Origin of the sequence: Isoptericola sp. F-RaC21 (assembly GCF_038593535.1) — a bacterium.
Lineage (GTDB): Bacteria > Actinomycetota > Actinomycetes > Actinomycetales > Cellulomonadaceae > Isoptericola.
Genome location: NZ_JBCFYX010000002.1, coordinates 728,149 through 751,688 on the forward strand (window position 1 = coordinate 728,149; position 23,540 = coordinate 751,688).

At 73.7% G+C, this 23,540-nt stretch carries 25 protein-coding genes and 1 tRNA gene; 18 read left to right on the forward strand and 8 right to left on the reverse strand.

Annotated features, from left to right (window positions below; genetic code table 11):
• Positions 1 to 77: 77 nt before the first annotated feature.
• From AAG589_RS08770 to AAG589_RS08805, 8 genes are all read left to right on the forward strand, one after another.
• Complete coding sequence (locus AAG589_RS08770; protein ID WP_430566857.1) at positions 78 to 1,427, forward strand: extracellular solute-binding protein; 1,350 nt, start codon at positions 78 to 80, stop codon at positions 1,425 to 1,427.
• Positions 1,428 to 1,537: 110 nt separating this feature from the next.
• Complete coding sequence (locus tag AAG589_RS08775) at positions 1,538 to 2,467, forward strand: carbohydrate ABC transporter permease (protein WP_430566858.1); 930 nt, start codon at positions 1,538 to 1,540, stop codon at positions 2,465 to 2,467.
• Positions 2,464 to 3,405, forward strand: a complete 942-nt coding sequence (locus tag AAG589_RS08780) for a carbohydrate ABC transporter permease (protein WP_446719692.1) — start codon at positions 2,464 to 2,466, stop codon at positions 3,403 to 3,405. The genes AAG589_RS08775 and AAG589_RS08780 overlap by 4 nt, the downstream gene beginning before the upstream one ends.
• Position 3,406: 1 nt before the next feature.
• A complete protein-coding gene (locus AAG589_RS08785) occupies positions 3,407 to 4,414 on the forward strand; it encodes an ROK family protein (protein ID WP_430566859.1) in 1,008 nt (335 codons plus the stop codon).
• Positions 4,411 to 5,742 (forward strand): extracellular solute-binding protein, encoded by a 1,332-nt coding sequence (locus AAG589_RS08790; RefSeq protein WP_430566860.1) that lies wholly within the window; start codon positions 4,411 to 4,413, stop codon positions 5,740 to 5,742. Before AAG589_RS08785 ends, AAG589_RS08790 begins: the two co-directional genes overlap by 4 nt.
• A gap of 66 nt (positions 5,743 to 5,808) precedes the next feature.
• Positions 5,809 to 6,591 (forward strand): glucosamine-6-phosphate deaminase, encoded by a 783-nt coding sequence (nagB, locus tag AAG589_RS08795; RefSeq protein WP_430566861.1) that lies wholly within the window; start codon positions 5,809 to 5,811, stop codon positions 6,589 to 6,591.
• A 74-nt stretch (positions 6,592 to 6,665) separates the two neighbouring features.
• Positions 6,666 to 6,983: a DUF3039 domain-containing protein gene (locus AAG589_RS08800; RefSeq protein ID WP_430566862.1), complete on the forward strand. Its 318-nt coding sequence runs from the start codon at positions 6,666 to 6,668 to the stop codon at positions 6,981 to 6,983.
• Positions 6,984 to 7,054: 71 nt separating this feature from the next.
• Positions 7,055 to 8,836 carry a DEAD/DEAH box helicase gene (locus tag AAG589_RS08805; protein ID WP_446719717.1) on the forward strand — a complete coding sequence of 594 codons (1,782 nt, stop codon included), beginning with the start codon at positions 7,055 to 7,057 and terminating at the stop codon, positions 8,834 to 8,836.
• 14 nt (positions 8,837 to 8,850) lie between these two features.
• On the opposite strand, the gene AAG589_RS08810 is transcribed toward AAG589_RS08805, so the two are convergent.
• The gene (locus AAG589_RS08810; RefSeq protein ID WP_430566864.1) at positions 8,851 to 9,732 is read right to left on the reverse strand and encodes an alpha/beta fold hydrolase; all 882 of its coding nucleotides are present in this window, start codon (positions 9,730 to 9,732) and stop codon (positions 8,851 to 8,853) included.
• 53 nt (positions 9,733 to 9,785) lie between these two features.
• On the reverse strand, positions 9,786 to 11,222 hold the full coding sequence (locus AAG589_RS08815; RefSeq protein WP_430566865.1) for a nicotinate phosphoribosyltransferase: 1,437 nt from the start codon (positions 11,220 to 11,222) through the stop codon (positions 9,786 to 9,788).
• 146 nt (positions 11,223 to 11,368) lie between these two features.
• Between AAG589_RS08815 and clpS the strand changes: the two genes are divergently transcribed.
• The 5 genes from clpS (at position 11,369) to AAG589_RS08840 (ending at position 14,484) form a co-directional block, all read left to right on the forward strand.
• Positions 11,369 to 11,662 (forward strand): ATP-dependent Clp protease adapter ClpS, encoded by a 294-nt coding sequence (clpS, locus tag AAG589_RS08820; RefSeq protein ID WP_430567178.1) that lies wholly within the window; start codon positions 11,369 to 11,371, stop codon positions 11,660 to 11,662.
• Entirely contained in the window at positions 11,659 to 12,345 is a 687-nt protein-coding gene (locus AAG589_RS08825; RefSeq protein ID WP_430566866.1) for a DUF2017 family protein, read from the forward strand. The genes clpS and AAG589_RS08825 overlap by 4 nt, the downstream gene beginning before the upstream one ends.
• Before the next feature lie 104 nt (positions 12,346 to 12,449).
• Positions 12,450 to 13,253 (forward strand): glutamate racemase, encoded by an 804-nt coding sequence (murI, locus tag AAG589_RS08830; RefSeq protein WP_430566867.1) that lies wholly within the window; start codon positions 12,450 to 12,452, stop codon positions 13,251 to 13,253.
• Positions 13,250 to 14,056, forward strand: coding sequence for an MBL fold metallo-hydrolase (locus AAG589_RS08835; RefSeq protein WP_430566868.1), 807 nt, complete (start codon positions 13,250 to 13,252; stop codon positions 14,054 to 14,056). Before murI ends, AAG589_RS08835 begins: the two co-directional genes overlap by 4 nt.
• A gap of 17 nt (positions 14,057 to 14,073) precedes the next feature.
• Positions 14,074 to 14,484, forward strand: coding sequence for a DUF3054 domain-containing protein (locus AAG589_RS08840; RefSeq protein WP_430566869.1), 411 nt, complete (start codon positions 14,074 to 14,076; stop codon positions 14,482 to 14,484).
• A gap of 67 nt (positions 14,485 to 14,551) precedes the next feature.
• Here the strand turns inward: AAG589_RS08840 and rdgB are convergent, their stop codons facing one another.
• Both rdgB and rph read right to left on the reverse strand, forming a co-directional pair.
• On the reverse strand, positions 14,552 to 15,217 hold the full coding sequence (gene rdgB / locus AAG589_RS08845) for an RdgB/HAM1 family non-canonical purine NTP pyrophosphatase (RefSeq protein WP_430566870.1): 666 nt from the start codon (positions 15,215 to 15,217) through the stop codon (positions 14,552 to 14,554).
• Positions 15,214 to 15,972, reverse strand: a complete 759-nt coding sequence (rph, locus tag AAG589_RS08850) for a ribonuclease PH (protein ID WP_430566871.1) — start codon at positions 15,970 to 15,972, stop codon at positions 15,214 to 15,216. Before rph ends, rdgB begins: the two co-directional genes overlap by 4 nt.
• A 54-nt stretch (positions 15,973 to 16,026) precedes the next feature.
• On the opposite strand from rph, the gene AAG589_RS08855 reads away from it, so the two are divergent.
• Positions 16,027 to 17,760, forward strand: coding sequence for an ATP-binding cassette domain-containing protein (locus AAG589_RS08855; protein ID WP_430566872.1), 1,734 nt, complete (start codon positions 16,027 to 16,029; stop codon positions 17,758 to 17,760).
• Between the two features lie 70 nt (positions 17,761 to 17,830).
• Positions 17,831 to 18,838, forward strand: coding sequence for a ketopantoate reductase family protein (locus AAG589_RS08860; protein ID WP_430566873.1), 1,008 nt, complete (start codon positions 17,831 to 17,833; stop codon positions 18,836 to 18,838).
• On the opposite strand, the gene AAG589_RS08865 is transcribed toward AAG589_RS08860, so the two are convergent.
• Positions 18,823 to 19,380, reverse strand: coding sequence for a dihydrofolate reductase family protein (locus AAG589_RS08865; protein ID WP_430566874.1), 558 nt, complete (start codon positions 19,378 to 19,380; stop codon positions 18,823 to 18,825). The genes AAG589_RS08860 and AAG589_RS08865 overlap by 16 nt on opposite strands.
• 96 nt (positions 19,381 to 19,476) lie before the next feature.
• Complete coding sequence (locus AAG589_RS08870) at positions 19,477 to 20,049, reverse strand: NUDIX hydrolase family protein (RefSeq protein ID WP_430566875.1); 573 nt, start codon at positions 20,047 to 20,049, stop codon at positions 19,477 to 19,479.
• Positions 20,050 to 20,160: 111 nt separating this feature from the next.
• On the opposite strand from AAG589_RS08870, the gene trxA reads away from it, so the two are divergent.
• Entirely contained in the window at positions 20,161 to 20,538 is a 378-nt protein-coding gene (gene trxA / locus AAG589_RS08875) for a thioredoxin (protein ID WP_430566876.1), read from the forward strand.
• 86 nt (positions 20,539 to 20,624) lie between these two features.
• Positions 20,625 to 20,707, forward strand: a tRNA-Leu gene (locus tag AAG589_RS08880).
• Positions 20,708 to 20,725: 18 nt separating this feature from the next.
• On the opposite strand, the gene AAG589_RS08885 is transcribed toward AAG589_RS08880, so the two are convergent.
• Complete coding sequence (locus AAG589_RS08885; RefSeq protein WP_430566877.1) at positions 20,726 to 21,466, reverse strand: DUF402 domain-containing protein; 741 nt, start codon at positions 21,464 to 21,466, stop codon at positions 20,726 to 20,728.
• Between the two features lie 150 nt (positions 21,467 to 21,616).
• On the opposite strand from AAG589_RS08885, the gene AAG589_RS08890 reads away from it, so the two are divergent.
• The gene (locus AAG589_RS08890; RefSeq protein WP_430566878.1) at positions 21,617 to 22,867 is read left to right on the forward strand and encodes an ATP-binding protein; all 1,251 of its coding nucleotides are present in this window, start codon (positions 21,617 to 21,619) and stop codon (positions 22,865 to 22,867) included.
• Positions 22,868 to 22,878: 11 nt separating this feature from the next.
• Here the strand turns inward: AAG589_RS08890 and AAG589_RS08895 are convergent, their stop codons facing one another.
• Positions 22,879 to 23,385 carry a peroxiredoxin gene (locus AAG589_RS08895; protein ID WP_430566879.1) on the reverse strand — a complete coding sequence of 169 codons (507 nt, stop codon included), beginning with the start codon at positions 23,383 to 23,385 and terminating at the stop codon, positions 22,879 to 22,881.
• Positions 23,386 to 23,540 lie beyond the last annotated feature (155 nt).

The window sequence follows — 23,540 nt, forward strand, 5'->3', positions numbered from 1 at the left end:
AGCCACCGCCCCCGGCAGCGCCGTCCCCCGCGCCGCGCTGCTCAGATCGACCCTGGACTGATCGAGAGGAATCCCCAGTGAAGAGGACCCGTGTCGTCGCCACCGGCGTGGCGACGAGCCTGACCCTGGCGCTCGCGCTCGCCGCGTGCGCCCCCGCCGACGACGAGACCAGCGGTGAGACCGGCGGCACGCCCGAGGCCGGCGACATCACCCTGTGGCTCGCGGGCGCGGACACCAACGACGAGCTGCGCCAGTACCTCAAGGACACGTTCGCCGAGGAGAACCCCGGCTCGACGCTGACGATCGAGGAGCAGGACTGGACCGACCTCGTCACCAAGCTCACGACCGCGCTCCCCGACGCCGCCAACACCCCGGACGTCGTCGAGATCGGCAACACGCAGGCCCCGACGTTCACCTACGCCGGCGCTTTCCGCGAGATCTCGCCGGAGCTGTACGACGAGCTGGGCGGCGACAAGCTGCTCCAGTCGTTCGTCGAGGCCGGCTCGATCGACGAGACCAGGTACGCGCTGCCGTACTACTACGGCTCGCGCTACATGTTCTACCGCAAGGACATCTGGCAGAAGGCCGGCCTCGAGGTGCCCAAGACGCTCGAGGAGTTCGGCGACTCGGTCAAGAAGCTCACCTCCAAGAAGCAGTCCGGGTTCGCGATGGGCGGCCAGGACTGGCGCAACGGCATCTCCTGGGTCTTCGCGAACGGCGGCGAGCTCGCCGTCAAGGACGGCGACCAGTGGACCTCCACGCTGTCCGACCCGAACACGGTCAAGGGCCTCGAGCAGTGGCAGGACGTGTTCGAGAACGCGTCGAACCTCCCGGCGACCGCCAAGGACGAGGCGTACTGGGACTTCATCAACGACGGCACCGACGGCGAGGCGCCCGAGGGCGCGACGATCATGGCGCCGGGCTGGGCCCGCTGGTCCATCGGTGACATGACCAAGGGCGACGACGGCAAGGAGGTGCGCGACGGCATGGCGGACGACAAGAAGTTCGACATCTTCGCGCTGCCGGGCGTCGACGGCGGCGTGGCCCCGGTGTTCGCCGGCGGCTCGAACGTCGCGGTGTCGGCCAAGTCGCAGCACCCGGAGCTCGCGGAGAACCTGCTGCGGATCATCTACTCCGACGAGTACCAGACCATGCTCGCCAAGGCGGGCCTGGGCCCGGCGAACACCGACTTCAACAAGCTCATGACGGTCGACGCCGACGGCAACCCGGACAAGTTCGGCGAGGTCACCGTCGAGACCGCCGAGGCGTCGAAGCTCACCCCCGCCGCACCCGGCTGGGCAGCCGTGGAGGGTGCCTCGGTCTACGAGGAGCTCTTCCAGAAGATCGCCGAGGGCGGTGACGTGACGGCACTCGCCAAGCAGTACGACGAGAAGCTCACGCCGATGCTCAACGGCCAGGCGGGCTGACCCCCCCTTCAGCCCCCACCCCCGACGGGCGGGGCGGTGCCACGACGCTGGTCCCCCTGCCGGCCCCACCGCCCCGCCCGTCACCCACGACCCCCGGGAAGGAGGACCGCATGACCACCGCGACACCCGCGTCCGCCATCGCGATCCGCCGTCGGCGCCAGCCGGCCACCCCCTACCTCCTGCTGATCCCCGCGGTGCTGGTCCTGCTCGTCGGCCTCGGGTACCCCGTGTACTGGCAGGTCGTGACCTCGCTGCAGCAGTTCGGGATGATGCAGCAGTTCGGCGCGCCGCCCACCTTCGCCGGGCTGGACAACTACGCGCGGATCTTCTCCGACGACCGGCTGTGGACGGTCGTGGGACGCTCCATCCTGTTCTGCCTGGTGAACGCGTTCCTCACGGTGGCCATCGGCCTCGGCCTGGCGCTGCTCATGAAGGCCGTGCACGCCGCCGTGCGCATCACGATGCAGGTCGTGCTGCTGCTGGCCTGGGCGACCCCGCTCGTGGCCGCCGTGACCGTCTTCCGGTGGCTCTTCGACTACCGCTCCGGCGTCGTCAACTGGCTGCTCGTGCAGATCGGCCTCGACCAGTACCAGGGCTACGCCTGGCTCGCGCAGCCGCTGACGTTCTTCGTCGTCGCGACCCTGGTCATCGTGTGGATGTCGGTGCCGTTCGTGGCGATGTCGCTGTACGCCGGCCTCACGCAGGTCTCCGAGGAGGTCCTCGAGGCCGCCCGCCTGGACGGCGCCCGGCCCGCGCAGATCCTGCGCCACATCCTGCTGCCGCTGGTGCGGCCGGTGCTCGCCATCGTGCTGCTGCTGCAGATCATCTGGGACCTGCGCGTGTTCGCGCAGATCCGCCTGCTCCAGGACGCCGGTGCGCCGATCTCCGAGACGAACCTGCTGGGCAACTTCATCTACGAGCTCGGCATCGGCAGCCAGGACTTCTCCGGCGCCGCCGCCGTCTCGATCTTCGTCCTGCTGCTCACGGTGCTGCTCGCCGCGCCGTACGTGCGCAGCCTCATGAAGGAGGACGCCGCGTGAGCGCCGCGACCGAGACCGGAACCGGGACGGCGGCGCCCGCCGCCGCGCCCGCCGTGCGCGACGCCGGCACGACGGTGCGCCGCCCCCGCCCGCGGGTCGGCAAGATCCTGCTCGGCGTCCTGGGCGTGGCCCTGTCCCTCGTCTGGGTCTTCCCCGTCTACTGGATGCTGCTGTCGGCCGTCACGCCGGCCGCGCGGCTCAAGGCGACCACGCCGAGCTTCCTGCCCACGCACTTCACGCTCGCCAACTTCGGCAGCGTCCTGTCGGGCTCCGGCTTCGGCGGCGCGCTGCGGATGAGCCTGATGATCACGGGTGTGACGATCGTGTTCGTCCTGGCGTTCGCGTTCCTCGCGGCGCTCGCCATCAGCCGGTGGCGCTTCCGCGGCCGCACGAGCTTCGTCCTGGCGGTGCTGTTCATCCAGATGCTGCCCGCCGAGGGCCTGTTCATCGCGCAGTACAAGATGCTCTCGACGGTGGGGGAGAGCACGCCCGTGCTCGGCCTCAACTCGGTGCTCGGCATCTCGATCCTCTACACGGCGATGCTGGTGCCGTTCACGATCTGGATGCTGCGCGGCTTCGTCGCCGGCATCCCCGCCGAGCTCGAGGAGGCGGCCATGGTCGACGGCCTCTCCCGGACCAAGGCGTTCCTGCGGATCACGTTCCCGCTGCTCGCGCCGGGCCTCGTCGCCTCGGGGGTGTACGCGTTCCTCCAGGCGTGGAACGAGTTCACGACGGCGCTGGTGATCCTGCCCGCCGAGGACCGGCAGACGCTCCCGATCTGGCTGCGCAGCTTCCTGTCCGCGTCGGCCAACCGCGGCATCGACTGGGGCGAGGTCATGGCGGCCTCGACGCTCATCGCGGTGCCGGTGATCGTCTTCTTCCTGTTCGTGCAGGGCAGGATGACCTCCGGCCTCGTGTCCGGGGCGGTGAAGGGCTGACGTGGACGGCGCCACCCCCCTGAACCCCACCGGGCCGACGGGCCCCACGGTCGGGCTCGACATCGGCGGGACCAAGACCCTCGCCGTCCTGCTCGACCCCGCCGGCGCCGTCGTGGCGCAGGCGCGGCTGGCCACGGAGCGCGGCCCGGCCGGCGTGGTCGCGGGCGCGGCCCGCGCGGTGCGCGGAGTCGCCCGGCAGGCCGGGGTCCACGTCACCGACGTCGCGGGCGTCGGCGTGGGCATGCCGGGCCTGGTCGACCCGGCCGCCGGGACGGTCCGGCACGCGGTGAACGTGGGCGTCGACGCCGCTCCGCTGGCGCTCGCGCGGCTGCTGGGCGACGAGCTCGGCGGCCTCCCCGTGGGCCTGGAGAACGACCTCAACGTGGCGGCGCTGGGCGCCGCGCACCTGGAGGCCGCGGCGGCGGGCACCTCCCGCGCGCGGGTCGACCTCGCGTTCCTCGCGCTCGGCACCGGGCTCGCGGCGGGCCTCGTGCTCGACGGCGAGCTGCGGCGCGGCTTCGGTGGCGCGGCGGGCGAGATCGGGCACGTGCCGGTCGACCCGGCGGGCCCCGTGTGCCCCTGCGGGCAGCGCGGCTGCCTCGAGCTGTACGCGTCGGGCACCGCCGTCGCCCGGCTGTGGCCCACGAGCTCCGGCCGCCCCGCGCCGGTGGAGCTGTTCGAGGCGGCGGAGCGCGGCGTCCCGGCCGCGCTGGAGGCGCGCGACGTCTACGCGTCGGCCGTCGCCGCGGCCGTGCGCATGCTGGTCCTCACGGTCGACGTGCAGCACGTCGTGCTGGGCGGCGGCGTCGCCCAGCTCGGCGAGCCGCTGCTCGACGCCGTGCGCGCCGCGCTGGTGCGCGAGTCGCGGGACTCCGGCTTCCTCGGCTCGCTGCACCTGGCCGACCGCGTCCGGCTCGCGCCGGGCCGCGTGCCCGTGGGCGCCGTCGGCGCCGCCGTCGTGGGCCGGTCCGTCGCCGGCCGCGCCCCGCTGAACGGGGTGGCGTCGTGACGCTGCGGCGGTCCGGCGCCCTCGCCGGCGTGGTGACCGCGGGTCTGCTCTCGGTCGTGCTGGCCGGCTGCTCCGCGCTGGGCACCGGGGCGGAGACCGCGGCGCCGGACAAGGACCTCACGATGTGGCTGGTCGGCGAGGACACCACGCCCGAGCTCCGCGAGTACCTCGTGACGACGTTCGAGAACGAGCACCCGGGCGCTACCCTCACGATCGAGCAGCAGGAGTGGGGCGACCTCGTCGCGGACCTCACCGAGGCCCTGAAGGACCCGGCCACCACGCCGGACGTCGTCGAGATCGGCAACACGCAGTCCCCGACGTTCACCACCACGGGCGCGTTCCGCGAGATCTCGCCGGAGCTGTACGAGGAGCTGGGCGGCGAGAAGCTGCTGCCGTCGTTCGTCGAGGCGGGGTCGGTCGACGGCCGCCGCTACGCGCTGCCGTACTACTTCGGCTCGCGGTACGTCTTCTACCGCAAGGACCTGTGGGAGGCCGCCGGGCTCGAGAAGCCGGCGACGCTGGCCGAGTTCGGCGAGTCGGTCCGGGCGCTCACCGACGACGACCACGCCGGCTTCGCGATGGGCGGCCAGGACTGGCGCAACGGCATCTCCTGGGTGTTCGCCGCCGGAGGCGAGCTCGCCGTCAAGGAGGGCGAGCGCTGGGTCTCGACCCTGGCCGACCCGAGGACCGTCGAGGGCCTCGAGATGTGGCAGGACGTCTACGAGCACGCGTCCTACCTGCCGTCCACGGAGAAGGACGTCGAGTACTGGGACTTCCTCAACGACGGCGTCGAGGAGGCACCGCCCGCCGCCGCCACGATCATGGCGCCCGCGTGGGCCAGGTGGTCGATCGGCCACCTCGTGCGCAACGAGGAGGGCGAGCTGGTGCGCGACGGGATGAAGGACGCCGACACGTTCGGCATCTTCGCCCTGCCGGGGGTGGACGGCGGCCTGGCCCCCGTCTTCGCCGGCGGCTCGAACATCGCGGTCTCAGCCACCTCGCCGAGCCCGGACCTGGCCGAGGACGTGCTGCGCGTCGTCTTCTCCGACGAGTACCAGGAGAAGCTCGCCGCGGCCGGGCTCGGGCCGGCGAACGCGGACGCCCAGGAGCTCATGAAGGGCGACAGGTTCGGCCGGCTCATGGTGCGCACGGCCGCCGCGTCGAAGCTCACGCCCCCGGCGCCCGGCTGGGCCTCGATCGAGGACGCCGGGGTGTACGAGGACCTGTTCGGCCGCATCGCCGACGGCGGCGACGTCGCGACCCTCGCGAAGGAGTTCGACGCGCGCCTCACCCCGATGCTCAACGCGCCGGCCGCGCCCGAGGACTGACCCGACCCGCACCACCCCACGACGACGGGATGATGTGATCCCGGAACCGAGAGACTGGAGCCCCGCATGGAAGTCGTGATCGCCCCCGCCGAGGAGCTGGCCGTGCTCGCGGCCGACGCGATCGAGGCGCTGCTGCGCCGCAACCCGGCCACGGTGCTGGGGCTGGCGACGGGGTCGAGCCCGTTGAAGGTGTACGACGAGCTCGCCCGCCGCCACCGCGAGGAGGGGCTGTCGTTCGCCCGGGCCCGCGGCTTCATGCTGGACGAGTACGTGGGCCTGGACGCGGGGCACCCGCAGCGGTACCGGAACGTGATCGAGACGGAGATCGCCTCGCGCGTCGGGTGGCCCGCCGACCAGGTGCACGGCCCGGACGGCCTGGCCGAGGACATCCCGGCGGCGTGCGCGGCCTACGAGCAGGCGATCACGGACGCGGGCGGCGTGGACCTGCAGATCCTGGGGATCGGCACGGACGGGCACATCGCGTTCAACGAGCCGGGCTCGTCGCTCGCGTCGCGGACGCGGATCAAGACGCTGACCGCCCAGACCCGGGTGGACAACGCGCGGTTCTTCGACGACGACGTGGAGCAGGTGCCCACGCACTGCCTCACGCAGGGGCTGGGCACGATCATGCAGGCGCGCCACCTGGTGCTGCTGGCCACGGGCCGGCAGAAGGCCGAGGCGGTGCACCAGCTGGTCGAGGGGCCGATCTCCGCGATGTGGCCGGGCACCGTGATGCAGCTGCACCCGCACGCGACGGTGCTGGTCGACGACGCGGCGGCCTCCCGGCTGCAGCTCGGCGACTACTACCGCCAGACGTTCGCCTCCAAGCCGGACTGGCAGGGTCTGTGATCCCTGCCCGGATCCGCGGCACGGGGGTCGGCGGGGCCGCGGTACGTCAGGGGGTCCGTCGTAGACTGCCGGGCATGAGCGATCCCCTCTCCACCCCGCCCGCCGACCCCTCGCAGGACACCGGGGCCGGCACCAGCGTGCTGGAGCGCCCCGACACCCGCGAGCAGGCCGCGGAGCCGGGCGACCACGAGCGCTTCGCGCACTACGTGCGCAAGGAGAAGATCATGGAGTCCGCCCTGTCGGGCAAGCCCGTGATCGCGCTCTGCGGCAAGGTGTGGGTGCCGGGCCGCGACCCGTCGAAGTTCCCCGTGTGCCCGATCTGCAAGGAGATCTACGACGGCCTGCGCGACCCGCAGGACGGCGAGGGCGGCGAGGGCGACTCCGGCAAGTGAGCGCGCAGCCGCTTCCCGAGCCCGAGTCCACCCCTGACCTCTTCGCCGCCGCGGCGGAGCCGGCCAAGCCGCTGCCGCAGTCGCCGTCGTCGACGGCGGCGTCGCACCTCAGCCCGGCGTTCCCGCGCCGCGCCCCGTGGGGCACCGCGTCCAACCTGCGCGCCTGGCAGGCCGAGGCGCTGGAGCTGTACCGGCGGCGCGACCCGCGGGACTTCCTCGCCGTCGCCACGCCGGGCGCCGGCAAGACGACGTTCGCGCTGCGCGTGGCCACCGAGCTGCTCGAGGCGGGGATCGTGCGGCGCGTGACCGTCGTCGCGCCCACCGAGCACCTCAAGCACCAGTGGGCGGACGCGGCCGCGCGCGTCGGCATCCGGATCGACCCGTCGTTCAAGAACAGCCAGGGCCGGCACGGCTCGCACTACGACGGGGTCGCCCTCACGTACGCCCAGGTCGCGGCCAAGCCGGCGCTGCACCGCGCCCGCACGGAGGCCGCGCGGACGCTCGTCATCCTCGACGAGGTGCACCACGGCGGCGACGCCCTGAGCTGGGGCGACGCCGTCCGCGAGGCGTTCGAGGACGCCTCCCGGCGCCTCGCCCTCACGGGCACGCCGTTCCGGTCGGACACGGCCCCGATCCCGTTCGTCACGTACGAGGAGGACCGCGAGGGCATCCGCCGGTCCAAGGCGGACTACACGTACGGCTACGGCGACGCGCTGCGCGACCACGTCGTGCGACCCGTGCTGTTCATGACCTACTCCGGGAACATGCGCTGGCGCACCAAGGCCGGCGACGAGGTCAGCGCCCGGCTCGGCGAGGCGATGACCAAGGACATGCACGCGCAGGCGTGGCGCACGGCGCTGGACCCGAACGGCGAGTGGATCCCGTCGGTGCTCGCCGGGGCGGACAAGCGGCTCACCGAGGTGCGCCGCACCGTGCCGGACGCCGGCGGGCTGGTCATCGCGTCCGACCAGACCGACGCCCGCGCCTACGCCGGCCACCTGGCCCGGCTGACCGGTCAGAGCCCGACCGTCGTGCTGTCCGACGACGACGGGGCGAGCGCCCGCATCGACGAGTTCGCCCAGGGCGACTCGCGGTGGATGGTCGCGGTCCGCATGGTGTCCGAGGGCGTGGACGTGCCGCGGCTCGCCGTCGGCGTGTACGCCACCAGCACCTCCACGCCGCTGTTCTTCGCGCAGGCGGTCGGCCGGTTCGTGCGTGCCCGCAAGCGCGGCGAGACGGCGTCGGTCTTCCTGCCGAGCGTGCCGCTGCTGCTCGAGCTGGCCAACGGCATGGAGCTCGAGCGCGACCACGCGCTCGACCGGCCGAAGACGGCCGAGGAGCAGGGGATCGAGTACGACCCCGAGGCGGCGCTCCTCGCAGCGGCGAACAAGGAGGAGAAGGCGTCCGGGGAGCTCCTCGGCTCCTTCGAGGCGCTCGAGGCGCAGGCCTCGTTCGACCGTGTGCTGTTCGACGGCGGCGAGTTCGGCACCGGCGCGGACGTCGGTTCGGCGGAGGAGCTGGACTTCCTCGGCCTGCCGGGCCTGCTCGAGGCGGACCAGGTGACCACGCTGTTGCGCCAGCGGCAGGCCGAGCAGGTCCGCGGGCGGGGGCGCCCCACGGCGTCCGAGGCCGCGCTCGAGCAGTCGGAGGCAGAGCACCGCCGGGCGGCCGACCTGCGCAAGGAGCTGTCCAAGCTGGTGTCGGCGTGGGCCCGCAAGAGCAGCACGCCGCACGGCTCCGTGCACAACGAGCTGCGCCGCCGCTGCGGCGGCCCCGAGGTGCCGCTGGCCACCGCGGACCAGCTCGCCGCGCGCGTCGAGATGGTGCGGGGCTGGTTCGTCGGCAAGCGGTAGCGGCGCCGGGCGGCTCAGGCCCCGACGAGGTCGGCCACGGCGTCGGCGACCTCGGCGGGCCGCTCCTCCGGGAGGAAGTGACCGCACGGCAGCATCCGCGTGCGCAGGTCGGGAGCCCATGACGACCAGACCTCCCGGGGATCGAACGGCAGGACGGCGTCCCCGGGGTCCTGCCACGCGGCGAGCACCGGCATGGCCAGCGTCCGTCCGGCCTGGCGGTCGGCCTCGTCCCGGCCGGTGTCGATGAAGGCGCTGGCCCGGTAGTCGTCGCAGACGGCGTGGATCGCCTCGGGCCGGCGGGCCGCGGCCAGGTAGGCGCTCCGTACGTCCGCGGGGATCGCGTCGGGCTCCTTGACCCAGGTGTCGAGGAAGTGGCCGAAGAAGGCGTCGGGGTCGGCGCCGACGAGCCGTTCCGGGAGGTCGGTCGGCTGGGCCAGCAGGTACAGGTGGAAGGCGAACACTCCGGCGGTCCCGTGCAGCGCGGCCCAGTTGTCGACGGTCGGGATCACGTCCAGCACCCCGAGCCGGGTCACGACCTCGGGGTGGTCCAGGGCCGCCCGGAACGCGACCAGGGCACCGCGGTCGTGGCCCACCGCCGCGAAGCGGTGGTGCCCGAGCGCACGCATGACCGCGACCAGGTGGCCGGCGACCAGCGACTTGTCGAACCCTGCCGGCCCGTCGCCGAGGCGCTCGCTCTCGCCGTAGCCGGGCAGGTCCGGGCAGACCACGGCGAACCGCTCCGCCAGCCGTGGGGCCACGGAGCGCCACGCCTGCCGGGTCTGCGGGAAGCCGTGCAGCAGCAGGACGGGCGGGCCGTCGCCCCCGACGTCGGCGACGGTGCGGCGCCCGCCCACGGTCGTCGTGCGCGTCTCGAACCCGGGGATGACGTGTCCCATACGGCGACCGTGGCACGGGCCACCGACACCGTCACCCGTCCCGGCTGGGCCCGTCAGCGCAGGACGAGGTCCACCGTGGGGATCGCGGGATCGCCGGCGGAGAGCCGTCGACCGCCGCGGGGCAGCTCCGCGCGGGCCTGCAGGTGGTGCCGGGCCGCGTTCTGCACGCCGTAGGCGCCCACCCAGCGGGAGTCGACGGCACCGTCCACGACCAGCGGGACGAGCAGGCCGCGCAGGTCCGGGCGCTCGCCGTCGGCGTCCGTGTCGGACCGGCCGTCGCCGTCCTCGGGGGACCAGGCCACGACCAGGTCGTCGGGGCCGGTGACGAGGACCTCCTCGACGGCGCGGCCGTCGGGGCCGTAGCGGCGGGCGGCGCCCTTGCGCCCGCCCTGGCTGGTCTTGTGCGCGGAGGCCTTCGCGACCGGCTGCAGCACGCCGGACGGGTCGGCGCGGGCGACGAGCTTGTAGACCATGCCGCAGGTGGGCGCGCCCGACCCGGTGACGAGGGACGTGCCCACGCCGTAGACGTCCACGGGCATCGCCGCGAGCCCGGCGATCGCGTGCTCGTCGAGGTCGGACGTCACGACGATCTTCGTGTCCGTGGCGCCCAGCTCGTCGAGCTGGCGCCGGACCTCGACCGCGAGCACGCCCAGGTCGCCCGAGTCGAGGCGGACCGCGCCGAGCGACGTGCCGGCCGCGGCGATCGCGTTCTCGACGCCGCGCCGCACGTCGTACGTGTCGACCAGCAGCGTGGTCCCGGTCCCGAGCGACGCGACCTGGGAGTCGAACGCCGAGCGCTCGTCGTCGTGCAGCAGCGTGAACGCGTGCGCGGCCGTGCCGATCGTGTCGACCCCGTACCGCATGCCGGCCTCGAGGTTCGACGTGCCCGCGAAACCGCCGACGACGGCGGCGCGCGCGGCCGCGACGGCGGCCTGCTCGTGCGCCCGCCGCGAGCCCATCTCGAGCACGGGGCGGTCCACGGCGGCGCTCGTCATCCGGGACGCCGCGGAGGCGATCGCGGAGTCGTAGTTGAGGATCGACAGGATCAGCGTCTCGAGCAGCACGGCCTCGGCGAAGGTGCCCTCGACCTGCAGCACCGGCGAGCCGGGGAAGAAGATCTCGCCCTCCGCGTACCCCTGGATCGTGCCGGTGAAGCGGTAGCCCCGTAGGAAGTCGAGGGTCCGGTCGTCCACGACGCCGGCGCGTTCCAGGTACGCCAGCTCGGCGTCGCCGAAGCGGAAGTGCGCGAGCGCCTCGAGGATGCGGCCCGTGCCCGCGAGGACCCCGTAGCGCCGTCCTGCCGGCAGTCGTCGCGTGAACACCTCGAAGACGCAGTGCCGGTGCGCCGTGCCGTCGGCGAGCGCCGCCTGCAGCATCGTCAGTTCGTACCGGTCGGTCAGCAGGGCGACCGACGGACGGACGGACGGGAGCGGGGCAGCCGGGACGGGGTGCAGCGACGGGGCGGCGCCGCCCCGGGGCTCGTCGGTCATGGGGACACGGTAGGGCGCACGCGCTGGTCCGGCAGGGTGAAGCCCGCCAGGCGGACGGTCGACGACCGCCCGTCGGCTGTGCCTACGCTGGGCGGGTGAACGGGCAGACGACGACGATCTCCGCCGCGGTGTCCGCGGCGACCGAGGTGGAGCGCGAGACGCAGGCGGACGCCACGACGGCCGTCGCGGACCCGTGGGTGACGATCGTGTGGAACGACCCCGTGAACCTCATGTCGTACGTGAGCTACGTCTTCGAGAGCTACTTCGGGTACCCGCCCGCGAAGGCTCAGAAGCTGATGATGCAGGTGCACCACGACGGGCGCGCCGTCGTGTCGTCGGGACCGCGCGAGCGCATGGAGGTGGACGTGCAGGCGATGCACGGGTTCGGGCTGTGGGCCACGCTGCGGCAGTCGGGCGCGTCGGAGGGTGGCGCGGCATGACGCCGTTCCGGTCGGCCCCGGCGGGCTACGTCGCGCGGTGGGACGACGTCGAGCGGGAGGTGCTCGGCCGCGTCGCGCGCGACGTCGCCGAGCTGGTGCAGGCCGAGTCCGGCCTGGAGCCCGGCATCGAGGTCGGCGACGGCGTCGCGTTCACGGGCGTGGCGCGCGTGCCGCAGGACCCGGCCGTGCAGCGCCTGCTGCCCGACGCGCACGACAAGGACGCCGACGTCGCCGCCGAGTTCCGGCACCTGACGCAGACGGATCTCGCGGCCGGGAAGGTGGCCCGGCTCGTCGCGTTCGCCGAGGCGATCGACTCGCCGGACGAGCTGCCGGACGACCCGCGGGACGGCGCGGAGATCGTCGTGCCGCGCGAGTCCGCGCAGGAGTTCGCGGGCGCGCTGACGGACGTCCGGCTGGTCCTGGCGGAGCGGCTGGGGCTGGTCGACGACGCGGACGTCGAGACCCTGCACGACGAGGTCCTCGCGGGGCTCGAGGCCGACGACGAGGACGACGAGGACGAGGACGACGACGTTCCGGACGAGTACGCCGGTTGGGAGCGCGTGGGGCTGACCGGCCGGGAGCGGCGGTACTGGGGCGGCGTGTTCGTCGCGGCCGGGTTCGCCCAGGAGTCGCTGGTCGACGAGATGCTCGCGGACCTCCGTGCGGGGCGCGCGGGCGGCTAGCGCGGGCGTCGTCGCAGGCCGGGGCGCTGCTGTGGCGGGCGCCACGCCGTGTCGCCGCTCACTCTCCGGGGTGCTGACGGTCCGTCGCGACTAGGCTGCCTCGCGTGAACGACGCCCCCATCGGGATCTTCGACAGCGGCGTCGGCGGGCTGACCGTCGCGCGCTCCATCCTCGACCAGCTGCCCCACGAGCAGGTGCTCTACCTGGGGGACACGGCCAACAGCCCGTACGGGCCGAAGCCGCTCGCCGCCGTGCGCGCGATGGCGCTCGCGGTGATGGACCGGCTCGTCGACGAGGGCGTGAAGATGCTGGTCATCGCCTGCAACTCGGCCACCGCGGTGGCGCTGCCGGACGCCCGCGAGCGGTACACCGTGCGGCGTGGCATCCCCGTCGTCGAGGTGATCCGGCCCGCCGCCCGCCGCGCGGTGCTCACGTCGAAGACGGGGCGCATCGGCGTCATCGGCACGAAGACCACCATCGACTCGCGCGCGTACGACGACGCCTTCCACGTCACGCCGGGGCTGGAGATCACCACCCAGGCGTGCCCGGACTTCGTGCCGCTCGTGGAGCGCGGGCAGACGTCCGGCCCCGAGGTGCTCGAGGTGGCCCACCGCTACCTCGACCCGGTGAAGGCGGCCGGCGTCGACACCCTCGTCCTCGGGTGCACGCACTACCCGCTGCTGGCGGGCGCGGTCTCGTACGTGATGGGCGAGGACGTGACCCTCGTGTCCAGCGCCGAGGAGACGGCCAAGGACGTCTACCGCAACCTCGTCGAGCACGGCCTGGAGCGCTCCGTCGACGCGCCGCCGCCCGTGCACCGCTTCCTCGCCACGGGGGCGCCCGAGCCGTTCGAGCAGCTCGCGCGCCGGTTCCTGGGGCCGGAGGTGACCCTGGTGGAGGCCGCATGAGGCTCGTCACCGTGGGGGTCTCGGGGTCGTTCCCCGGGCCGGGGTCGCCCGCGTCCGCCTACCTGCTGCAGGCGCACGACGGCGAGCGGGACTGGAACGTGGTGCTCGACCTCGGCAACGGGGCGCTGGGTGCCCTGCAGCGGCACGTCGACCCGCTCGACCTGGACGCCGTCGCGCTGTCCCACCTGCACCCCGACCACTGCGCGGACCTGTCCGGGCTGTACGTGTACCTGCGCTACCACCCCGAGCGGGGCGGCGTCCGCACCGGCGTCGAGCGACGGCTGCCCGTGCTCGGGCCCGCCGGCACGACGGAGCGGGCCGCGGCGATGTACGGCCTGGGCCCGGGCGAGTCGATGGCGGGCGAGTACGACGTCCGCCGCTGGGAGCCCGGCACGCCCGTGCGCGTGGGCCCGTTCGAGCTGGAGCCCTTCGCGGTGTACCACCCGGTCGAGGCGTACGGCATCCGCGTGACCGGACCGTCGTCGGTGCGGCCGGGGGAGCGGGCCACGCTCGTCTACTCGGGCGACACCGACGCGTGCGACGGGCTGGTCGAGGGGGCGCGCGGCGCCGACCTGTTCCTGTGCGAGGCGGCGTTCCAGGAGGGGCGCGACGCCGGCATCGAGCGCGGCATCCACCTCACCGGCCGGCGGGCGGGCGAGGCCGCCGCGGCCGCGGGGGTGCGGAGCCTGCTCCTCACGCACCTGCCGGTCTGGACGTCGCCCGACACCGCCCTCGAGGAGGCCCGCTCGGCGTACGACGGCCCCGTCGCGGTGGCGACCGCCGGCGGGGAGCACGAGCTGTGACGGGTAGCCTCGGGCCTGTGAGCTCCCCTTCCTCGTCGGCCGCCCCGACGCCCCGGCCCGCGAACCTGCCCGCGTGGCCCGCCGTCGTCTGCGACGTCGTGTGCGTGCTGGTGTTCACGGTCGTGGGCACGCTCAGCCACGCGACGGCGGGTGTCGGTCACGTCGCCCTCGTGGCCGTGCCGTCCCTCGTCGGGCTCGCCGTCGGCTGGCTGGCGACGCGCGCCTGGCGCGCACCCGCGCAGGTGTGGCCCACCGGCGTCGCGGTCTGGTTCGCCACGGTGGTGCTGGGCCTCGTGCTGCGGCCGGTGCTGGGCATCGGCGGCGTCGAGGTGTCGTTCGCGATCGTCACCGCCGTCTTCCTCGGCGTGACCATGCTGGGTTGGCGCGCCCTCGCGTCGCTCGCCGCCCGCCGTCGCGCCTCGTCCTGACGTGTTGTGGGTGGGATTCTGGCCCCGATTCGCGCCGAATCAGGGCCAAAATCCCACCCACAGCACGTCAGAGGGCTTCGGCGATCGCGGGGGCGAGGGCGCGGAACGCCTTGCCGCGGTGGCTGATGGCGTTCTTCTCCGCGGGCTCGAGCTCCGAGGACGTCCGCGTGCCGGGCGTGCCGTCGGGGTCCGGCTCCTGCTCGGCGGGCACGTGGATCGGGTCGTAGCCGAAGCCGTTGTCCCCGCGCGGCGCGCGCACGAGCGTGCCGGGCATCTCGCCGAGGCACACTTCCTCGCGGCCGTCGGGGGTGACCAGCGCCGCGGCGCACACGAACGCCGCGGCCCGGTGCTCGTCGCGCACGTCGGACAGCTGGGCGAGCAGCAGCTCGAGGTTCGCCTCGTCGTCGCCGTGCCGCCCCGCCCAGCGGGCGGAGAAGATGCCGGGCGCGCCGCCCATGACGTCCACGCTCAGGCCGGAGTCGTCCGCGACGGCGGGCAGGCCCGTGGCGGTGGCCAGTGCCCGCGCCTTGATCAGCGCGTTCTCGACGAACGACACGCCGTCCTCGACCGGCTCCGGCGCGCCCAGGTCGCCCGCCGTCACGACGGCGTCGTCGGGCAGCGCGTCCAGCCCCGGCTGCTCGCGCAGGATGGCGCGCAGCTCGACCAGCTTCTTGCGGTTGTGCGTGGCCAGCACGAGGCGGGCACCAGCCGGGACCGTGACGGGCACGCTCACAGCTCCTGCGCCAGCGCGGCGCGCTGGGTCTCGGTGAGCTCGGCCGTGCCGGCGACGGCGAGGTCGAGCAGGGCGTCGAGCTCGGCGCGGTCGAACGGCGCGTGCTCGGCGGTGCCCTGCACCTCGACGAACGTGCCCGAGCCCGTCGTCACGACGTTCATGTCCGTCTCGGCCCGCACGTCCTCGACGTAGGGCAGGTCGAGCATCGGCGTGCCGTCGATGATGCCGACGCTGACCGCCGCGACCGAGTCGGTGAGCACCTGCTTGCCGCCCGTGACGTGGCCGTGGCGGGTGCCCCACGCGACGGCGTCGGCGAGCGCCACGTACGCGCCGGTGATCGCGGCGGTGCGTGTGCCCCCGTCGGCCTGCAGGACGTCGCAGTCGAGGACGATCGTGTTCTCGCCGAGCGCGGTCACGTCGACGACGGCGCGCAGCGCGCGGCCGATGAGGCGCGAGATCTCGTGGGTGCGGCCGCCGATCTTGCCCTTGACGGACTCGCGCTGGCTGCGCTCGTTGGTGGCGCGGGGGAGCATCGCGTACTCCGCGGTCACCCAGCCCTCGCCGGAGCCCTTCTTCCAGCGCGGCACGCCCTCGGTGAACGACGCCGTGCACAGCACGCGGGTGTTGCCGAACTCCACCAGCACGGAGCCCTCGGCGTTCTGGGTCCAGCCGCGGGTGATCGTGACGGGGCGGAGCTGGTCGGGCGTGCGGCCGTCGGCGCGCAGCACGGCGCCCGGGGAAGCAGGGGAAGTCATGTCGCCACCCTAGACGAGCCCGCTCCCGGGCCGCCGAACTCCTAGGATCGACGAGTGCAGCTCACCGCCACGGACCTCGCGTTCGCCTACCCCGGCCGCCCCGTCCTCGACGGGGTGAGCCTCCGCGTGTCCGACGGCACACGCCTGGGCGTGGTCGGCGAGAACGGCTCCGGCAAGTCGACGCTGCTGCACCTGCTGGCCGGCGACCTCACGCCGTCCCGCGGCGAGCTCCGCCGCAAGGGGACCGTCGCGCTCGTGGAGCAGGAGCTGACGACGACGCCGGGGGAGACGGTGGGCGACCTGGTGCGCGGCACGCTCGCCGGGCTGCGCGCGCTCGCCGCCGAGATCGAGAAGGAGGCCGCGGGGTTCGAGTCCCCGGGGTCCCCGGACGCCCGCGCAGCGAAGCGAGCAGGCGTGCGGGGTGGGGGTCACGAGACGGGCGACCTGCGACGCCTGTCCGGGCTGCTCGCCCGCGCCGAGCACCTGGCGGCGTGGGACGCCGACCGGCGGGTCGACGTCGCGCTCACCCGGTTGGGCGCGGTGCGCGACCCCGACCGCCGGCTCGACACCCTGTCCGTGGGCCAGCGGTACCGCGTGCGACTCGCGTGCCGGCTCGCGGAGCGCGCCGACCTGCTGCTCCTGGACGAGCCCACCAACCACCTCGACGACTCCGCGATCGAGTTCCTCACCGGCGAGCTGGTCGCCTGGGGCGGCGGGATCGTGGTCGTGACGCACGACCGCGAGCTGCTCGACGACGTCGCGACCGCCATCCTCGACCTGGACCCGTCGATGGACGGCAAGCCGGTGCTGTACGGGCAGCCGGGCTACCTCGCGTACCGGTTCGCCAAGAACCAGGCGCTGCACCGGTGGCGGCAGCGGTACCGCGCGGAGCAGGAGCGCGCCCGCGTGCTCGCCGACCGGCTGGACGCGTCGTACGAGGGCCTGTCCGACGAGTGGCGCCCGCCCAAGGGCTCGCAGAAGCACCGCCGCGCCACGCGCGCCCGCATCCACGTCAAGGCCGCCGACCGGCTGATCGAGAAGCTCGAGGCCGAGGCCGTCGAGGTGCCGGTGCCGCCCGCGCGGCTCACGTTCCCGGACCTGCCCGCGATGTCGCCGGGCTGGGACCCCGGCGACCCGCTCGTCGAGCTCCGGTCGCCGCGGGTGGTGGCGGACGACGGCGACCGGGCGGGCGCGGTCCGCGTGGACCTGCCCGGCACGCGTGTCGCGGTGCCGCCGTCGGGCCGGCTGCTGGTCGTCGGGCCGAACGGGTCCGGCAAGTCGACGCTGCTCGCGGCGCTCGCGGGCCGGGTGGCGCTGTCCCGCGGCACCCGGTCGGTCACGCCCGGGGCGCGGCTGGGGGTCGTCCTCCAGGAGGCGGCGTCCGGCCCCGCGGCGGGCGCGACGGCGGGCGCGACGGCGGGCAAGGCGGCGCAGACGGGCTTCGACGCCTACGCGGCCGAGGCGCTGGGGCTGCTGGAGCGGGGCGAGCTGGACCCGGAGCACGTCGTGCCCGTGGCGGCGCTGGGGCTGCTGAGCGAGGAGGACCTCGAGCGGCCGCTCGCGGAGCTGTCGGCCGGGCAGCGGCGCCGGTTCGAGCTCGCGCGGGCGCTGCTGCACGCGCCGCACCTGCTGCTGCTCGACGAGCCGACCAACCACCTGTCCGTGGACCTCGTGGACGAGCTGACGCGCGCCCTGGTCGCCACCCCCGCCGCCGTCGTCGTCGCCACGCACGACCGACGCATGCGTGCCGACCTGGCGGACTGGCCGGTGCTCGACCTCGGCTCCTGACACGCGGTCGGCGCCCGGCGCGCTCTCGCATAGCCTGCCTGTCATCCGTGACAGCGACGAAAGGGCGACGATGCCGCACGGCGACCAGGAGAACGACCGGACGCCCGACCGGCTGCGCGTGCTCGTGCAGGGTGCCGGCGGGATCGGGCTGTACGCCGCCGCCCGGCTCGCGCAGGCGGGCCACGACGTGACGCTCAAGGGTCGCGCGGCCACGGTCGACGCCCTGCGCGACGGCGACCTGCGCGTCGTGCGCGACGGCGTCGCCACCGCCGTGGCCGGCGTCCGCGCCGTCGACGCCGTGCCGGACCGGGCACCGCACGAGGCGCCGATCGACCTCGTCGTCGTCGCGACCAAGTCGTGGCAGGTGGGCGACGCCGCGCGCGAGCTCGCGCCGGCCGTCGGCGACGGCACCCGGGTGCTCACCACGCAGAACGGCGTCGACGCGCCCGCCCGCCTGGCCGCGCACGTGCCGGCGGAGGCGGTGCTGGCGGGGACGGTCGTCGTCATCGCGCGTCGGCTGGGGCCTGCGGAGGTCGAGGTCGTGGGCAGCGAGGCGACCGTCACCGTCGGCTCCGCGGAGCGTACCGAGCCCGACGCCGCAGACCGCCGCGTGCTCGCCGCCCTCGAGGGCGCGGGGATCGGCGCCCGGTGGACCGACGACGTCACCAGCGCGCTCTGGAAGAAGCTCGCGCTCATCGCCTCGTACGGCGGCGTCGGGGCGCTCGCGGGCGCGACCGTCGGCGAGACCCGCTCCACCCCCGCGACGCGCGACCTGGTGGAGGCCGCGATGCGGGAGGTCCTTGCCGTGGGCAACGCCGAGGGGGCCCGCCTCGGCGAGGCCGACGTCGCCGACCTCCTGCGCTCGTACGAGTCGGGCTTCGCTCCCGGCACCACCGCCTCGATGCAGCGCGACCTCGCCGAGGGCCGGCCGTCGGAGCTCGCGGACCAGAGCGGGGCCGTCGTCGCGCACGCCGACGCGGCCGGCATCGACGTCCCCGTGCACCGGACGATCTACGCGTCCCAGCTGCCGCGCGAGAACGCCGCACGGAGGGCGTCACCGGCTCAGCGCGTCCGGTAGCGCGCGTAGATCAGCCCGTTGGCGAAGGAGCGCTGCTCGACCAGGTCGAGATCGAGGCGCACGTCGTCGGGGAAGAACCGGGTGCCGCCGCCCACGACGCTCGTGGTGACGAACAGGTGGTACTCGTCCACCAGGCCGGCCCGGATGGCCTGCGCGGCGAGGTTCGGCCCGTCGACGGTGAGGTCGTGGTCGGACTCGGCCTTGAGCCGGCGGACCGCCGCAGGGTCGAACGAGCGCTCGATCCGGGTCCGGGCGCTGGACACCGACTCGAGCGTGGTGGAGTACACGATCTTGTCGGTCGCCTGCCACTCGCGGGCGTACTGCGCGATGTGCGCGGGCAGGTCGGGGTCGGCGTCCGCGGTCTCCCAGAAGACCATCGTCTCGTACATCCGCCGGCCGTAGAGGTAGGTGCCGACGTCGCGGAAGACGTCGCTGACGAACGTGTGCACCTCCGGGTCCTCGGCCGCCGCGCCGAGGTCGCCGTCGGCCGCCTTCGCGTAGCCGTCGAGCGAGGTGATCATCGAGTAGACGAGCCGTCCCATGCGAGTCCTCCGGTCCCCGGCGCCCGCGCGGCGTCGTGCCGGGTGAGACCAGCGCGGGGCGGGGAACTCATCGCCCGCCCGGCGGCGACCGTCGACCTACGCCAGGCGGCCGACCCAGGCCATCGCCTGCTTCACGATGGTGCCCTGGCCGTGGATCATCTCCGCCTGCACGGTGTCGCTGCAGGCCTCCTCGGGGGTGAGCCACGCGAGGTCGAGCGCGTCCTGCTGCGGCCGGCAGTCGCCCGTCACCGGCACGACGTACGCGAGCGAGACGGCGTGCTGGCGGGGGTCGTGGTACGGCGTGATGCCGGGGGTGGGGAAGTACTCCGCCACCGTGAACGGCTGCGGCGACGCCGGGACCTGCGGCAGCGCGACCGGGCCGAGGTCCTTCTCGATGTGCCGCAGCAGGGCGTCGCGCACCCGCTCGTGGTACAGCACGCGGCCGGACACGAGCGCGCGCGTCATCGTGCCGAGCGGCGTGACGCGCAGCAGCAGCCCGACGGCGACGACGTCGCCGGAGTCGTCCACGCGCACCGGGACGGCGTCGACGTAGACGAGGGGGAGCTGCGCGCGCACGGCCGCGAGGTCCTCCGGCGTGAGCCAGCCCGCGGGCTGCGACTCCTCGGGGTAGAACTCGTCGTCGGGGGGAAACTCGGCCGTGTCCGTCACACGTCGTTTCTACCAGCCCGCCCCGGCCGCGGGCGCGGGGGCTGGCCGGGGCGGGAATACTGGGGGCGGCGCCGATGCTGTGCCGAGGAGACCCCCACCGGAAGGACACCCATGGCCACCGTCGAGCTCACCGACGACACGTTCGAGAAGACCGTCACCGACAACGACATCGTGCTGGTCGACTTCTGGGCCGAGTGGTGCGGCCCGTGCAAGCAGTTCGCGCCCGTCTTCGAGGCCTCGTCCGAGGAGAACGCGGACGTCGTGCACGCGAAGATCGACACCGAGGCCCACCAGCGCATCGCCGCCGCCGCGGGCGTGACGGCCATCCCGACCCTCATGGCGTTCCGCGAGGGCGTGCTGGTCTTCAACCAGGCCGGCGCCCTGCCCGGCCCCGCGCTCAAGCAGGTCGTGGAGGCCGTCAAGGGCCTCGACATGGACGACGTGCGCGCCCAGATCGCCGCCGCGAACAACGGTTCGCCGCAGGCCTGATCGCCGCACCGTCAGCACGACGCGCGACGGCCGCCCCGGGGTGTCCCGGGGCGGCCGTCGTGCGTCGCTAGACTGGCGCGCGCTCGGCCGGAGTGATGGAACTGGCAGACATGCGGCGTTTAGATCGCCGTGCCCTCAGGGCGTGCGGGTTCGACCCCCGTCTCCGGCACGCCACGTGAGGTCCCGGTCAGCCATGTTGACCGGGACCTTTCGCCGTCCGCCGGGTGGCGCGATCAGAGGCATAGCCGGTCCCAGTGCTCCGGGAGGGCACGGGTCCCCACCGCGGGTCGGGCCGCCAGGCGTCCCAGTCGGCGTCGAACGGCCAGAGCGCGTCGGTGGCGCGGTCCATCAGCCGTGCTCCGACCTGCTGGACGTGGGCCGCCTGCGCGGCGGACACCGATCCCTGCTCGACCATCCAGTCGAGCTCGTCCTGGTCCTTGTAGCGCACCGACCAGGGTCCCTCGACCGGACGACCGCGCCCCACGACGTCGAGAGCCCAGTCCTGCGTGTCGAAGCCGAGGCGGGACCGCCGCCACGGCGACTCGAGGTTCCCGTACCACGTGTCGCCCCAGCGGTCGCCGTCGTGCCACCGCCACACGGACCACCGGTCGCCGCGACGATGGACGCGGACGACGGCCTCGCCCGTCCAGACGCGCTCGTCGTACGTGCCGTCCCACGCGCTCGGGAGGATGACGCGGCCTGACGGTCCAGACCCCTGGCCCGCTCGGGTCCGCATCCCCGACCCCGGGGCGGTGGCCACCACGACGACGTCGTCGGTGTCGAGCACCACGGTGCCGGCGACGGCGAAGCCCACGGCCATCCCGACGTGGCCCCCGTAGTCGCGCACGCTCCGCAGTACCACCGAATCCCCGCGCCGGAACGGCGGCGCCTGGTGCGACTCCTGGAACGGAACCTCGTCATCAAGCATGGTCACAGGCTAGGGGCCCGGACGGTCGCGCCCCGGTGCCGATGGAACACGGCAGGTTCCGAGGGAGGGCTGCGGCACAATCCGACTTTCATCGTCGGCAGATTCCGAGAAACGCTGGCGGCAGATTCCGATACCCACTACGGTCGAGGGGTGGACAACCTGATCGAACGACGCCTGTCCCCCGTCGTTCGGGCGCGCTCGTCGGACACTCCGGTGCTGCTCCTCGAGGGCCCGCGAGGGGTGGGCAAGTCAACTCTGCTGCACGGGCTGGCGGTGGAGTCGGGGGCGGTTGTGATCGACCTCGACCAGGAGGATTACCTCCAGCTCGTACAGAACAGCCCGTCGGCGGTGGTCGGCGGCGACATACCGGTGCTCATCGACGAGTACCAGAAGGTTCCGTCCCTGTTGGACGCGGTCAAGGCGCGCCTGAACCGCGATACGACACCCGGCATGTTCGTGCTTGCCGGCTCGACGAGCTACGAATCACTGCCTCGAGGAACGCAAGCTCTGACGGGTCGGCTGCAGAGGCTCTCGGTCGCCCCGCTGACACAGACCGAGATCGACGCGACCGGCAACCATCTCATCGCGCAGGCGTTCGACGGGAAGGTCGAGCACCGCGTGCGGGCCGCTACCGCGTCGCGCGAGGAGTACGTCCAGCGCGTGATGCGTGGTGGGATGCCGCTCGCGCTCGCGCAGACTACCGACGCCGCCCGGTCGCGCTGGTTCGAGGCGCACGTGCGCCAGTCGATCGAACGGGATGCGGGCGCACTGCGACGGATCGGCAGGCGATCGGACCTCCGTGACGTGCTCATGCGAACGGCCGGCCAGACAGCTGGAGTCCTCAAGGTCTCGCGGGTAGCCAGCGACGTGGCTCCGTCGTGGGACACCACAGCTGCCTACATCGAGCTCCTCGAGTCGCTGTTCCTCATCCAACGGCTTCCCGCATGGGGCGTGACGGTCCTGCCCCGGAGCATCGAGTCACCCAAGATTCACGTCGTCGACTCGGGGATCGGAGCGCACCTGCTGCGATTGAGCGCGGCGAAGATGAAGCGCCTGGATCCGGCCGCACTGACGGAGTTCGGCCACCTGCTCGAATCGTTCGTCGTCCAGGAGGCGATCCGGCAGACGACCTGGATGGACGAACCCGTCTCGGCCGGCTATTGGCGGACCAGAGACGACCTGGAGGTCGACCTGGTGCTGGAGCGCCATGACGGCACGATCGTCGCTGTCGAGGTGAAGGCGGGTGACCACATCAAGCGAAGCCAGCTGTCGCCGCTCGTCGCTCTGCGTGACCGCTTGGGTTCATCATTCGCCGCCGGGATCGCGTTCTACACGGGCGGAACCGGGTACGAGATAGACGACCGGATCCACGTGCTGCCGGTGGAACGCCTCTGGACGTGACCCCCGTCGCCTCAGTCGAGGCCCAGCGTCTTGCGCACCCGCGCCACGTGCCCGGTGGCCTTGACGTTGTACTGCGCGACGGCGACCTTGCCCTCCGGGTCCACGACGACCGTGGAGCGGATGACCCCCACGTACGTCTTGCCGTAGTTCTTCTTCTCGCCCCACGCGCCCCAGGCCTCGAGCGCCTCGTGGTCGGTGTCGGACAGGAGCGGGAACGTCAGGGCGTCGCGCTCGGCGAACGTGGCGAGCTTGTCCACGCCGTCGGGCGAGACGCCGACGACGGCGTACCCGGCGCCCTGCAGCGACGCGAGGGAGTCGCGGAAGTCGCAGGCCTCGGTGGTGCAGCCCGGCGTCATGGCGGCGGGGTAGAAGTACACGACGATGCCCTGGCGGCCCGGCTCGGCGAGCGCGTCGGCGAGCGAGAACGTGCCGGTGGTGTGGCCCGTGCCGGAGGGGTCGGGCAGGACGGCGGGCAGCTCGAGGGCGGGGGCGGCGTCGCCGACGGCGAGACGGGTCACGGGTGCTCCTTGGTGTCGTGGTCGTGCGGGGCGCGGCGACAGGGCTCGCGGGAGGGTCGCGGCCGCGCGCTCGGCGTCGAGCCTAGACGCCCGCGTCGTCTAGCGTTGTCCCGTGACCGACCGCGCGCCCCGCTCCACGCCCGCCAGCTCGCCCC

Bases quoted from the DNA above. Each gene is read 5' to 3' on its own strand.
- AAG589_RS08775 (WP_430566858.1), top strand. From the start codon at position 1,538: ATGACCACCGCGACACCCGCGTCCGCCATCGCGATCCGCCGTCGGCGC.
- AAG589_RS08885 (WP_430566877.1), bottom strand. From the start codon at position 21,466: ATGCTTGATGACGAGGTTCCGTTCCAGGAGTCGCACCAGGCGCCGCCG.
- AAG589_RS08835 (WP_430566868.1), top strand. From the start codon at position 13,250: ATGAGGCTCGTCACCGTGGGGGTCTCGGGGTCGTTCCCCGGGCCGGGG.
- AAG589_RS08815 (WP_430566865.1), bottom strand. From the start codon at position 11,222: ATGACCGACGAGCCCCGGGGCGGCGCCGCCCCGTCGCTGCACCCCGTC.
- trxA (WP_430566876.1), top strand. From the start codon at position 20,161: ATGGCCACCGTCGAGCTCACCGACGACACGTTCGAGAAGACCGTCACC.
- AAG589_RS08865 (WP_430566874.1), bottom strand. From the start codon at position 19,380: ATGGGACGGCTCGTCTACTCGATGATCACCTCGCTCGACGGCTACGCG.
- AAG589_RS08800 (WP_430566862.1), top strand. From the start codon at position 6,666: ATGAGCGATCCCCTCTCCACCCCGCCCGCCGACCCCTCGCAGGACACC.
- nagB (WP_430566861.1), top strand. From the start codon at position 5,809: ATGGAAGTCGTGATCGCCCCCGCCGAGGAGCTGGCCGTGCTCGCGGCC.
- AAG589_RS08825 (WP_430566866.1), top strand. From the start codon at position 11,659: ATGACGCCGTTCCGGTCGGCCCCGGCGGGCTACGTCGCGCGGTGGGAC.
- AAG589_RS08810 (WP_430566864.1), bottom strand. From the start codon at position 9,732: ATGGGACACGTCATCCCCGGGTTCGAGACGCGCACGACGACCGTGGGC.
- AAG589_RS08860 (WP_430566873.1), top strand. From the start codon at position 17,831: ATGCCGCACGGCGACCAGGAGAACGACCGGACGCCCGACCGGCTGCGC.
- rph (WP_430566871.1), bottom strand. From the start codon at position 15,972: ATGACTTCCCCTGCTTCCCCGGGCGCCGTGCTGCGCGCCGACGGCCGC.